Here is an 11,958-nt window from a genome sequence, read left to right as displayed (position 1 = left end):
ACAAACATCATGCTACACCAAGATTGAGCAGTGGGTGCGTTAGGCTGAACGCCGTAACGCACCGTCTAACAGATAAAAGATGCCGTACTCAAGGGCGATAATACACGCTACAACTGAATTACGAATTACGAATTACGAATTACGAATTACGAATTACCGCCGATCGCGTTCCAAATCATCGAGTACTCTTTCGCAATACCAGCTATCTGGCATATCTGGATAATTCTGTTTTGCCTGCTCAATTAACCGTTCGGCTGCCGCCACATCACCGCCTAACTTAGCGATTAGCTTATTTTTGAGATTATTCTCAGATATGCTCTCGCTAACGCTCTCGTTTACCTGAGTAGGTCTTTGTACTGGCGATACTTGCGATTGTTCTCTCTTTAATTGCCAAAATAAAACGTAATAGAGTGTACCAAAAATTAAAATCAGACTGAGTGTTCCGAAAAGAGTTAAAAGATTAAATGTCAGAAATCCTAAAACTAACTGTGAAAGAACGTAGCCAAGTAATAAACCAGTAAGTAAGAGAATAAATGTGCCGACAATAATAACTACTTGGTTCCCCATAAATCCTCTTCTTCCTCAAGTCCTGGTCTGGATATTGCCACTGGCTTTTGATTCCAAGGGGCAACAAAAGGTAAAAGTAGCAATCCAGGTAAGGCTGCTACTATGGTCAGCAAGAAAAATGAGGGCCAGCCTGTAGCCTTTGCCCAATTTCCTGCGGGAGCAGAGAGAACATCTCTACTAATAGCCATTAAGCTAGAGAATAAAGCGAACTGAGTAGTTGTAAAGCGGTGGTTACAAAGATTCATTAAAAAGGCTACTGTTGCCACTGTCACCAGTCCAGCACTGAAGTTTTCGATATTCACTGCCAGCACTAAAAGCGAATAATCTTTGCCTGTCACCGCTAAGGCATAGTAACCCAAGTTACTGAGTAATTGCAGCCCTCCAAATATCCATAAACTGCGATTTAAGCTAATTTTAGGCATGATAACGCCAGCAGCTAACACGCCAACTGTCGTTGCTAGAAAGCCCATCCCCGCTTGAATTGCACCAATTTCAGTTTTGGTAAAGTTAATTTCTCGCAGAAACAAATTTGCCGTGATACCTACCAAGGAATCACCCAATTTATAGAGGATGATGAAAATCAGAATTACACCAGCTTGAGCTATTCCAAAACGGTGAAAAAATTCTTTGAACGGCAGAAAAATTGCTTCTTGTAAATTTTGGGGGGCACGATTTTCTCTGTTTTCACTGAGTAACTCAGTGGGTAACAACAAAGATGAGACTATCCAGGCTATTATCAAACCTGCCAATAGCCAATAAAACACGGGTAGAGCGATAAAGCCAACGAAAACGCCTCCCAGTAACCCAGCTACTAAGGCAGTAATGAATAACAGAAAAATTACATCTTTAAAAGATAGAGGTGCTTTTTCTGTGTCATCGCGCACCTTTGGTTCCGCTGGTGCTGACAAGGTTGTAAGTATTCCCCCTGCCATTAAAACTGCCATGAGGAGATAAACAGCATTCCAAGGGATGTGGTCGGCTAAAACCAAAGCTAAGGAACTAGTGACAAACAGTGCTACGCGATAACCTAGCACCCAGACTGATGCCCCAGTTTCAGATTCTATCGGTTCTAAAATGTCGGTGCGATAGGCATCGCCTGCAATATCCTGGGTAGCGCTCAAAAAAGTAATAATTAGGCAGTTGATGGCCAGTATTTGCAGTACTTGGCTACTTTGGGCAGGCTGTTGTAATGCTAGAGTTGCGATCGCTAATACTAACCCAATTTGAGTAAGTATTAGCCAGCCCCGCCTTGCTCCCAAAAGTGGCGGCACAAATCTATCTAACAATGGCGACCACAAGAATTTCAGGGAATAAGGTAGCGCCAACAACCCAAATAAAGTGATTTTCCCGATATCAACGTTGGCATCTTGCATCCACAGCTGCAATGTCCTACTGGTTAAGAACAGAGGCAAACCAGAGGCAAAACCCAGTAATAACAAAGCACCCATTTTCCGGCTTTGGACTGCCTGCCGTAGTGCTTGAACTTCTCTCATCGTTTCAACATTCCTTTTCACCTGAGTGAATTGCAGCTATCTTGCCACACCGTTTTGTAATTACCTGCAAACATAACAACTTACCAATATTTCCTTAACTGACGTACACATCAGGAATGCCCCGTGTTGAAGAGGACAGGGGGTGGAGGGGCAGAGGGAGCAGGGGGGACGTAGAGAATAATTGCCTCCTAACTCTTGTACAGACGCGTAGACGCTCGTAAGAGCGGCTTCTCGTAAGAGTATAATCGCGTCTCTACTCAACACTTATAAACTTGATGATCCCTAATTTCTACTCCATGTGCGGCGAGGCATTTCTCCCAACCTTGGCGAGTACCAATTTCGCTTTTGAGCTTGAGGAGTCCTAATTCCTGTTCTTGTTGGGTGAGTTTGGCAAATTCTTCATAGCGAGGGTAATTGCTAGTTACAAAATTTTCTTTGCGGTGCAGAATGGGCGGATTTGCTCTATTTTCATAGTCTCTGTGAGTTATATATAGAGTTTTTAAGTCAATAGTTATACTTGCTTTTAAGGCTGGATGGGGGTCGTTATCGAATTCTGGATAAAAAAGATAGGATATTTGCGGTTGGTCTGTGTAGTATTTGATTAATGTCGCTCCGTCTACGCGCCCAATGGTACGGCTGGCACAACCTTCGTAAATTCGCAATAAGGGATCGAGTGCTGCTAAGGCAGAAACATGAACGTAAAGGGCACCGCGTGTGTGTTTGCCGATTTTACTTTTTTCGCAAGCAGTCTGCACAATTCTGGAATTGCCTAAGCTAAAAAGTTTTTGGTCGGCTACTTGGCAAGCTTCTTCATAGCTACCAAAAAAGGCTTTGATATCATGACGCATTTCTGGCGCTAGTTGATGGAATTTTGGGCGTTGAGCGAAGTGGGTAAGGGCAAGATAAACTTGGATATCTAACGAGCGACGGTAAGCGATCGCATCCCATTCTGCTTCATCAGTGGCCTGTAAAACTATAGCAAAGGCACGGCGGAAGTTACCAAATTCGGTTAGTAATTCTTGTTCGTTTGCTAATTCACCTTTGACAGGTAGTCTGCCACGTTTGGTAAAAAAGTCCATCAGTGGTTCGAGTTTTTCTTGATAGTCTTCAAACCGCTTGGTAGGGATGCGGACTCGCGGCGTGGAAGTACGAGAAAAGAAGCGGATAGCTTTGTAGTTTTCTTTTTCAGCTTCATCACGAAAAACAAAGTAGACTCCTAGTGCCACTGGCACTGCATCTACATTTAAGACTTCATCAATGTATGTTTTAAGTTCTTGTTGCTCGTAATATTTCTGAAAAGTATTGCGGCAAGTGACGATGCCATCGCTGTAGGCAAACTGGGCTTTGCTGGGGGCGTTAATTAGCACTTGAGCCGCGACAATTAAAACTTTGTGGGTGAGTTCCCAAGCTTGAATGAGGCTTTGGCGACGTTCTTCTTGGTCTTCAATGACGTTGAGGACGTAACCCAAGTTAACTATATCGGCGGCGGCGATTGGTGTATTGGGGTAGTAATAAGGATCCCAGCCTGCACTGGTGTAGCCTAAGTTTGCTACTCGCTCTACATCACCACCGTATCCGCAGCCGTAGTCAAAAAATGAGGTATCCTGATTCAGGATTGACCATTCTATTGCCAATCGTACAGGGCGAGAGATGTCAGTGCGAGCGATCGCAGCTCTGTGACGCTCGATTTCTAGCGCTTCGGGCATAATATTCAGTTAACAGTCAACAGTTAACAGTTAACTAATATCCTTTCAATCTTTAATCGCTAGTTCAATTAAATCTTCAATTTTCTTGATATTTGGATCGCCTGCTAAGTAACCGATACCGCGATGCAAGTGCAGGCGAAATTGGGTGGCGAGAGTTTCTTTGTCGGTGGGGTAGCCATCGTTATGACAGCGTTGCTTGAGGGCGAGGAGGAGAAGATCGGACATTTCGCCGCCAAAGATACGCCAAGTCAGTTCGACGTTGCTATCTTGGGGAATTGGTACGGGGGAGGGTGGAGTTGGTTCTGCTAGGGAACGACAAAATGCCCAACGGCAAAGGATATTCCATTGGTCGATTTTGGTGTTGCGTTTGAGTTTGAGAAGTTGGTCTTTGGCTGTTTGGGAAAGTTTTATTCTTTCAATTGGGGATTCCATAATAATTCGTAATTCGTAATTCGTAATTTGTAATTAACTTGAGAGCTGGTTGTTCGTTTGGAAATGGGATAGATTTTAATTCTAATTTCCAGTAAAAAATATGGTAGCTAATATTAGTATTACTGAGCGTACAAAAAGTTTTGCAATCAGAATTGTTAAAGCTTGTTGCTTTTTAGATGAAAAACCTGGAATTTATCGAACACTCTCCAAACAACTACTTCGTTCCGGTACTTCGATAGGGGCGAATTGTCGAGAAGCTCAGTCTGCCCAATCTGACAAAGATTTTATCAATAAATTGGAGATTGCTTTAAAAGAAGCGAGAGAAACCCAATACTGGTTGGAAATCTTAATTGAATCTGAGCTAGTTGATAAGCAAAGATTTCAACTACTTCTCCAAGAAGCAAATGAAATTGGTAAGATTCTAGTTGCCTCCACTAAAAAACTTAAAGGAAAATAATTACGAATTACGAATTACGAATTACGAATTACGAATTACGAATTACGAATTACGAATTACGAATTACGAATTACGAATTACCAAAAGTATTTATTTTCTATCACTGTTGTTTGGCGGGTGGCGGAGTCATATTTGAGGAGATATTCGCGGGCGATCGCTTCATTTTTTCGCAGTGTTTCTACTTCTTTTTTGCCGATTTCGGTATCGGTGGACAGTAAGATGACTTGATGGCTGGCAGATGGGAAGTAACGTTCAACTAAGTTGCTGCGGTGAGAGGAATCTAGTCTGCCTAGGGGGGTGTCGATGGCGACTGGAAGGCGGTGTCCGGAGACTCTGGCTAAACCCCAGAGGAAGGCGATCGCTAGTAGTTGTTTTTCCCCAGCCGAGAGGCGATGTTTGGGAACGGGTTGACCGTTTAAATCATAAAGGGAAAGGCTAAATGTGTTGGTGTCAATGGCGACGCGATATACTAAGTCTGATTTGTGCAAGAGGAAACGGAAGCATTCGGTAACTTCGATTTCTAGTTTATTGAGTTTTCTCAAAGTTAATTTTTCACGGAAAACTTTTAATGTATCTTGAACTTTAGCAGCGGCCGCAATAATATGTTCGTAATTTTTGCGGTCAAGATTTTCTTTAGTATATTCTTGTAAGTCATTCTTAATATTGTTAATCTCAGCGTCCAATTCATCACAACTGCGTTTGGAAACTTCGCTAGTAGCTTTAATTTCAGCAACTTTATCTTGTGCTACTTCTAGTGCATCAACTAGCTGTTTATAAGCTTCTGGTTCAGCCGCTGTTTGGATTTGTCTTTCTAATGTGAGAATCTCTTCTTGTTTATTTTTAAGAATATTTAGTTGTTGCTTGGCAATATTTTTGAAATTCTGCAAATAATAGAAAACATTACCTAATTGACTCAAAGTTTCAGTGTCAGCTAATAACCAAGATTCTTCTGCTTGAATAAAACTTGCTCTTAACGTCTCTTCATCTTGGTCTAGAAATAGTTTTATTTTTTCTATTTGTTCTTCTGAAATGCCTACCTGACCAATCCAATTAAGTAAACGTTTATCTCGCTCAAATAATAGATCGCTGGCTACTTGTGCCTGTTGAATACGAAACTCTGTTTCTCCTTGGCGTTGTGCTTGAGTAAGTAGATTTTCAATCAAAGCTAAGGGTAAAACATCCGCTGCTAATTCACACATCCCCTGACGTGCTTGTTCTACTTCAGCAGTCTTTTGTTTTTGCTGTAATTCTAGTTGATTCCGTTCGGCCGCAATTTTACCGCCTTCAGAAACAAATTTATCAAACTTTTCTTGTTTCTCTTTTTCTGCTTTTTGTAAATCTTTGTTTAATTTTTCTAACTGCTTATTGGTGATTTCGTATTCATTTTGTTGCTGTTTTAATTTCTCTTCAATTTCCTCTAAATCTGCTAAATCTTTAGTATCAGCAAGCTCTTTGCGTTTGCGGTTGGCTAAAATTTCTATATCAACTGCTAAACGTTCCGCTAATTCTAAACCCAAAAGTCCGCGAATAGCATCTACTACGATTGCTGGAGGTTCATCTTGGTCTGCTAATTCTTTAACTTGTTCGCCATCAAAAAGAAATAAATTAGATATTCCTAAAGGTAAGACATTTTCAATGTAATCATCCCAGGTATTAATTAAGGCATCATCACGCCAATCTTCATCCTTCTCATATATACCTAAGTTATCTTTTCCTTCTTTTGGATTTTTTGTCCAGCTGCGAATAATTCGATATTTTACTGGTTTGCTATCTTGGATGTGTTCAAACAGCAATTCAATTTGTGTTTTTTCATATGCTGGAGTTTGGCTGTTAACACATTGACTGAGAAAATCTGTATAACTTAAGTTGCCACGAGTAGAACATTGGGCGCGATGTCCATAAAGTGCAAGACGAATGGCATCCATTAAGGTTGTTTTCCCGCCACCATTCATGCCACCCAATAGAATAATTGGGCAAGAATTTTCTTCATCAATTTTTGGATCGAGGTTGATAATCTGACGACCACTATAGGGGCCAAAGTTTTGTAGTACGAGTTCCAGAAATATCATTTATTCTATTTTGGGCTTATATAATATCAGGCGAATGGAATTCGCAAATCACAGACAGAGATTTTTATAATAATTGGCGAATGGAATTTGCCGGGTATTTTTTGTAGGGTGTGCATTGCCCACCCTACCATTTTTTATTAGCTGAATTATGGTCAGTTGGTTAGAATGTAGCGCGTTAAAATACTCATCACTTCGCCAAGATTGGAACTAGGTAATAAAGGACTCCATTCATTAACTTGAGCAAAACCGAGTTTGTATAAGGTGAGAATTGTGTTGTTGACACCTGTTTTAGAACCAAAAATTACCACTTTCACAGGTTCTCTGTTTGGTGTTATTTCGGTAGAGGTGCTGGAGGAAACAGACGGTGTGGGAATTTGAAAGGTATCTGCCAAAAAGCTTGTAGTCATTAGGATTTACCTGTTTGTTGATAAAAGTTACGTTACATAAAAGTAACAATACTATCTTACATTGTTTGTTACATATATAGAACATTTACTCGGTTATGAGCCTTTGACACAATCAAAGGCATGGGAAAAGCAGGAAAAGCGCTGAAACAGGTGTTGGAAACTTATGGCATTAGCCAAAACAAGTTAGCAGTAACAATGGGAACTGGTCGTCCCAATGTACACCGCTGGGTTAACGAGATGACAGACCCTGTAGCTGAGGCGGTTCTAGAAATTCGTAATGCACTGAAGAAAATTAATCCAGCAGCGGCGGAAGAGTTTATCAGGCTGTATTTGGAGGACTCTATAGAGCATGATAAGCAACTCTAGTACGTCACAGCGTAACAAAAGGTAATTACGAATTACGAATTACGAATTATTTTGGAATTTTATGCTTGCCCAAGATGACTGTTTACCGAGTTCATTTTCACCTTCATCGACAGCATCCCCCAAAGTTAGCTGCTTGACTTTTTCAACATCGCCTTTATCAATTGCTGTTTTCAAATCCCTTTTCAAGTGAGCATTCTTAATCGCTTCTTCTTGAGAACGCGAACTCGTTTTAAAACAATTCTCCAGAGTCTCGTATATTCCAACGCGACGACTCTTCTTGCGATACTGGTGTTCTGTGTCTAAAAGCTTCGCCATGAGTTCTAAGTGCATGGCATCACCTTCACAAATTTCCTCCAGCACAGCCCATTCATCGCTACCGAGTAGACTATAACCAGCACCTGGACGGGGGTCTTGAAATTCTTCTCCTGTCACTTCTTTATATATGCGAGGTAAACTATCATCAAATTCATGTTTTTTTTCAAGCCATACACGCCGAATTTCACTCATTTCTTCCAGAGTGATTAAGGTGATGTCGCGCATATTTTCTGGTGCTGTGCGACGGATTTTTGTTTGCGCTTCTAAGACGAGTCTTAGCCAATACTCCCTCCAATATTTTGTATAAGGTCCATGAATTGGTTCAACTGAGATTTCACCTTCTACATTGCGCTCAAAAAGCTGAACTTCGCCCCAAATTCGTCGGAAGTCTCTTTTGTCACGGTCATCTCTAATATCTAATTCATTACGTATATCGAGTAGAGGTTGCATCCATTCTTTCTCTTCATCATTTTGGATCATGGCCTCCATCGATTTATCTTTATTAACAATTGTGCAAACCCAGCAGCCAAATCGGGAATCACCACAACTAGGAGTAGAAGTATCAACAACTAAGGGACATTCGTTATCTGCTGTAGCACCTCGGTACATACTAAATAAGTCTTTGTTACTATATCCCCAAGGGTTTTGCCATTGATTCAAGTAAATCCACACTTCATCAGTACGCCAGTCTTCAATGGGAAGATAAATTAATGAGTTAGGTCGATTGGGATTAGCATTCATGCGATCGCGTACCCGCCATTCTCGGTGTTTAGCCATCGTGACAGCACGTTTGACACTTTCAGTTTTGCGAGTACCCAAAACGAGAATTACTTCACCATTGGCTTGAATTACTTCACGAATAAAACTATCAGTGGGTTTAATTTTCAATCGTTCAGTACACCAGCGCATACGATTTCGAGGTGCTGGGTAGCCTTTACCGATTAAGTTGACCCAAAAAGTATCTCTAACTGCGGGATAAAGCAAATGAGCTTGAATTGGCATTTCTTGTTCTTTAGCTGCCACCTTCATCTGTTCTAGAGAATTGCGTACCCAAACAGAGACTACAGGATTTTCTACTAGCGTGTCAGTTGTAATAACATGGACTGGCTTTGTACGTTTTTCCTCTGGTAGTGCTGCGATCGCATTCCAAACAAGCTGCAACGTCGCAGTGCTGTCTTTTCCACCTGAGTAGCCTACAACCCATGGTATTTGATCTAAGCAGTATAATTCCTGAATTTCAGTGGTGAGAGCTTGGATGTAGTCTACTAACTCTGCTACAGTACGAGTTTGCTGCTCTTTATTTTCTGGCTGTTGTGCTGTAGTCATTATCTCTCTACCTCTAGAAACATGGTTGTGACCTCATCTTTTAATATTCTGGCCACTAGAATTCGCTGCTACACAGGCAAAACTCGCCTACGCAGGTTTACAAAAAGTTTTTAAAAACTTTACTATTAATACCTAACTTTTTAGACAATTAATCTATTCCACGTCATCTAGTTTTGAAAAATTAACATGAAAGAGAGTGCATCTGACCCAACGGCTGACATTGCTAGGGAGTATCTGGAACGGGAAACTAAGGATAAACAGGTACTTGCTTTACTGCTAGAGAAGTTTCTAGGCAAGAAAGATCGGATTCTCGTTCAAAAAACAGAGATGGGTGGTACTGAGGCTTATGTTGGTTCTGTCAGCTTGGAATGGTTTGCAGGCCGTGTTCACTTTGCCTCTGGCTTACCGTTGCTTCAGAAAAAGTACAATCCAGAAACTGATAATGTCGAAATTGACGCAGATAGTATTGATGAAATTCAACAGCGTCCTCTTGACTGGTCGCGTCAAGCTGCTTTGGTACAGTATCTAGCTGCTAGAAAAAATCATAAGTTCCCACCTGTTCTTGTAGTTATTAATCAACCGTGGGTAGATAATCTCAAAGCTGCTGAGTGGGACGGTGAAGGAATAGCTTTAAAATCCACAACTGATTTTACCCCTCTAGATAAAGACGGTAAAGTTGGTTTGCTCAATGTTTCTGAGGAATATGTGACTATTTATGCACTGGACGGTCAACATCGATTGATGGGGGTACAGGGATTAATAGAGTTACTTAAAACTGGTAAACTCCAACGTTACAAAAAAGATAAAACTGCTGATGATTCTGTCATTACTATTAATGAATTAAAAAATCAATATCAACTAGATCCTGCTGATTTGCAAAGCTTGCCCAAGGAAAGAATTGGTATTGAGTTTATTTGTGCAGTTGCCGCGGGAGAAACTCGTACCGAGGCTAGGCGACGAGTAAGATCCATCTTTGTTCATGTCAATTTAATGGCTGCACCCTTAACTAAAGGTCAGTTAGCACAGCTGAATGAAGATGATGGTTTTTCAATTGTTGCCAGAAAAATCGCGGTTACGCATCCACTTTTAGAACAACAGCAGAACCGCAACCCTCGTGTTAATTGGAATAGTGCGACGGTGGCGACTAATTCTACAGTTTTGACAACGCTGCAAGCTTTGCAAGATATGTCAGAACGATACTTGGGGCAAAAGTTTCCTCACTGGAAACCTTCTGATAAAGGCTTAATTCCCATGCGACCAGAAGATGAAGAACTTGAGCAGGGAATTAGGGAATTTAAACAGCTATTTGATTATTTGGCGAGTCTTCCTAGCTATAAACTGCTTGAAGATGAGGATACACCTGCTTTGCGACGCTTCAGCTTTGAAAAGGAAGGTGGTGAAGGAAATATGCTTTTCCGTCCTGTTGGTCAAGTAGCACTCTCTCAAGCTATCGGAATTTTGGTTTTTAAAAAAGGTTTTTCCCTAGCAGATATCTTTAAGAAGTTGCGGAAGTTTGACCAGCAAGGCGGTTTTAGTGGGATGGAATATCCTCAATCTCTGTGGTATGGAATTTTGTATGATCCAAATAAAAAACGGGTGCAGGTTGTAGGACGAGATTTAGCTGCAAAGCTACTGATTTATGTCCTGGGTGGAATTCAAGATCAGATGGAACGTGCTGAACTTCGCAAAGCTTTAGCTAATAGTAGAACTATAGAAAATAAAACAATTGGTTTTGATGGTAAGTTTGTTGAACCCAAGCAAGTTGGACTTCCACTAGTCTTGTAATTATGCTTGAAATACATTTTGGCGATGCCATTGAAGTGCTTCCAATTCTGGAAAGTATTGCTCTTTATTTGGTAGCAGTAGCTTTTCACCATGAAAATCTTGCATGGATTTGGCGTGAGGAGATACTTCTTTTAAATCATTGCTAACTATGATTTTGTATTGCTCATCTACAGCAAACCAGCCACAATCAAATGCCCAATGATGATTTTTACAAAGAGCTATACCATTATGAATTCTACTATCATAAAATTGTGAAAATGGTTTGATGTGAGCGCCATCTACAATATTTTGATTGCTATTTTTAGTTACTTTTAAACCACAAAAAGCACATTTACAATCGTAAACCTGAACAATTGCTTTTCTAAAAAAAGCATTTCTAATAACAGTGCTTCTCAAACTACTTCTTGGATTATCCTCAAAATTTTTTGAATTTTCATTAAATATTTCTGTCTCTAATTTAACTTCTTCAAAATTTTGATTGATTTTTAAAATTTCTTCTATTAAATTCTTGTCAGAAGAAAGCCAAGTTGAAACAAGTGCATCAATTAGTTCTTTCCTAGTAACTTCATCTTGCATTAAACGAAGTAGTTCTTCGTCTAAATAAGCATAGTCAACATCATCCCTGAGTTTAGGAATTGTTTGAGGACGACCACCATCATATTCAGAACTATACTTGAGATGCCAAAATTTACATTTATCATTTTTTAAATGAAAAAAAGGAAGTGCAAAATCACTACCTTTAAAAGAGCTACAAGTAGTTAGCTTCCAATACTTTTTAAATGTTTCAATTAACTCATTAGAAATGGGAATCTGCTTATCTTTGATTATATTTTCTGTAATCAAGTCAATTATAGATAAAAGCAGTATTGGCTTATTTAGGGCATCACCCTTTTTCTGACTTTTATATACCTTAAGATTAGAAAAACACTCACGATAATAAGCTAAATTTCGCTGATGGTCTGCTGGTTGTGCTTTACTCATATTTTGAATTTAAATTTAACTTATAAAAAATTATTGATTGTTACCAATCAACTT

General features: G+C 40.1%; 11 protein-coding genes. 3 read left to right on the top strand and 8 right to left on the bottom strand.

The window, feature by feature from the left end:
- Positions 1-153 precede the first annotated feature (153 nt).
- From RMY31_RS32375 to dndE, 4 genes are all read right to left on the bottom strand, one after another.
- The gene (locus RMY31_RS32375; protein ID WP_322662746.1) at positions 154-567 is read right to left on the bottom strand and encodes an ABC transporter permease; all 414 of its coding nucleotides are present in this window, start codon (positions 565-567) and stop codon (positions 154-156) included.
- Entirely contained in the window at positions 552-2,060 is a 1,509-nt protein-coding gene (locus tag RMY31_RS32370; RefSeq protein ID WP_322662761.1) for an AmpG family muropeptide MFS transporter, read from the bottom strand. The genes RMY31_RS32375 and RMY31_RS32370 overlap by 16 nt, the downstream gene beginning before the upstream one ends.
- Positions 2,061-2,317: 257 nt before the next feature.
- Positions 2,318-3,766 carry a DNA phosphorothioation-associated putative methyltransferase gene (locus RMY31_RS32365; protein WP_322662748.1) on the bottom strand — a complete coding sequence of 483 codons (1,449 nt, stop codon included), beginning with the start codon at positions 3,764-3,766 and terminating at the stop codon, positions 2,318-2,320.
- Positions 3,767-3,811: 45 nt separating this feature from the next.
- Positions 3,812-4,198, bottom strand: coding sequence for a DNA sulfur modification protein DndE (dndE, locus tag RMY31_RS32360; RefSeq protein ID WP_322662750.1), 387 nt, complete (start codon positions 4,196-4,198; stop codon positions 3,812-3,814).
- Between the two features lie 100 nt (positions 4,199-4,298).
- On the opposite strand from dndE, the gene RMY31_RS32355 reads away from it, so the two are divergent.
- On the top strand, positions 4,299-4,655 hold the full coding sequence (locus RMY31_RS32355) for a four helix bundle protein (protein WP_322662751.1): 357 nt from the start codon (positions 4,299-4,301) through the stop codon (positions 4,653-4,655).
- 77 nt (positions 4,656-4,732) lie between these two features.
- Here RMY31_RS32355 and dndD read toward each other — a convergent pair whose 3' ends face one another.
- Both dndD and RMY31_RS32345 read right to left on the bottom strand, forming a co-directional pair.
- Positions 4,733-6,724 carry a DNA sulfur modification protein DndD gene (dndD, locus tag RMY31_RS32350; protein WP_322662461.1) on the bottom strand — a complete coding sequence of 664 codons (1,992 nt, stop codon included), beginning with the start codon at positions 6,722-6,724 and terminating at the stop codon, positions 4,733-4,735.
- A gap of 152 nt (positions 6,725-6,876) precedes the next feature.
- Positions 6,877-7,131 carry a hypothetical protein gene (locus RMY31_RS32345; protein WP_322662459.1) on the bottom strand — a complete coding sequence of 85 codons (255 nt, stop codon included), beginning with the start codon at positions 7,129-7,131 and terminating at the stop codon, positions 6,877-6,879.
- Between the two features lie 120 nt (positions 7,132-7,251).
- Here RMY31_RS32345 and RMY31_RS32340 point away from each other — a divergent pair, with 120 nt between their 5' ends.
- The gene (locus tag RMY31_RS32340) at positions 7,252-7,497 is read left to right on the top strand and encodes a helix-turn-helix transcriptional regulator (protein ID WP_322662457.1); all 246 of its coding nucleotides are present in this window, start codon (positions 7,252-7,254) and stop codon (positions 7,495-7,497) included.
- A 39-nt stretch (positions 7,498-7,536) separates the two neighbouring features.
- Here the strand turns inward: RMY31_RS32340 and dndC are convergent, their stop codons facing one another.
- Complete coding sequence (gene dndC, locus RMY31_RS32335; RefSeq protein ID WP_322662454.1) at positions 7,537-9,138, bottom strand: DNA phosphorothioation system sulfurtransferase DndC; 1,602 nt, start codon at positions 9,136-9,138, stop codon at positions 7,537-7,539.
- 186 nt (positions 9,139-9,324) lie between these two features.
- Here dndC and RMY31_RS32330 point away from each other — a divergent pair, with 186 nt between their 5' ends.
- Positions 9,325-10,923 carry a DGQHR domain-containing protein gene (locus tag RMY31_RS32330; protein WP_322662452.1) on the top strand — a complete coding sequence of 533 codons (1,599 nt, stop codon included), beginning with the start codon at positions 9,325-9,327 and terminating at the stop codon, positions 10,921-10,923.
- On the opposite strand, the gene RMY31_RS32325 is transcribed toward RMY31_RS32330, so the two are convergent.
- On the bottom strand, positions 10,924-11,904 hold the full coding sequence (locus RMY31_RS32325; protein ID WP_322662450.1) for an HNH endonuclease: 981 nt from the start codon (positions 11,902-11,904) through the stop codon (positions 10,924-10,926).
- Between the last annotated feature and the right edge of the window lie 54 nt (positions 11,905-11,958).

The organism is Dendronalium sp. ChiSLP03b, assembly GCF_034531165.2.
Classification (GTDB): Bacteria; Cyanobacteriota; Cyanobacteriia; order Cyanobacteriales; family Nostocaceae; genus Dendronalium; species Dendronalium minutum.
Note: the sequence above shows the minus strand (reverse complement) of the source record. Positions and strands in the feature narration are given on the sequence as shown.

Excerpts from the sequence above, each read along its gene's own strand:
- RMY31_RS32375 (WP_322662746.1), bottom strand. The coding sequence starts at position 567 with ATGGGGAACCAAGTAGTTATTATTGTCGGCACATTTATTCTCTTACTT.
- RMY31_RS32370 (WP_322662761.1), bottom strand. The coding sequence starts at position 2,060 with ATGAGAGAAGTTCAAGCACTACGGCAGGCAGTCCAAAGCCGGAAAATG.
- RMY31_RS32365 (WP_322662748.1), bottom strand. The coding sequence starts at position 3,766 with ATGCCCGAAGCGCTAGAAATCGAGCGTCACAGAGCTGCGATCGCTCGC.
- dndE (WP_322662750.1), bottom strand. The coding sequence starts at position 4,198 with ATGGAATCCCCAATTGAAAGAATAAAACTTTCCCAAACAGCCAAAGAC.
- RMY31_RS32355 (WP_322662751.1), top strand. The coding sequence starts at position 4,299 with ATGGTAGCTAATATTAGTATTACTGAGCGTACAAAAAGTTTTGCAATC.
- dndD (WP_322662461.1), bottom strand. The coding sequence starts at position 6,724 with ATGATATTTCTGGAACTCGTACTACAAAACTTTGGCCCCTATAGTGGT.
- RMY31_RS32345 (WP_322662459.1), bottom strand. The coding sequence starts at position 7,131 with ATGACTACAAGCTTTTTGGCAGATACCTTTCAAATTCCCACACCGTCT.
- RMY31_RS32340 (WP_322662457.1), top strand. The coding sequence starts at position 7,252 with ATGGGAAAAGCAGGAAAAGCGCTGAAACAGGTGTTGGAAACTTATGGC.
- dndC (WP_322662454.1), bottom strand. The coding sequence starts at position 9,138 with ATGACTACAGCACAACAGCCAGAAAATAAAGAGCAGCAAACTCGTACT.
- RMY31_RS32330 (WP_322662452.1), top strand. The coding sequence starts at position 9,325 with ATGAAAGAGAGTGCATCTGACCCAACGGCTGACATTGCTAGGGAGTAT.
- RMY31_RS32325 (WP_322662450.1), bottom strand. The coding sequence starts at position 11,904 with ATGAGTAAAGCACAACCAGCAGACCATCAGCGAAATTTAGCTTATTAT.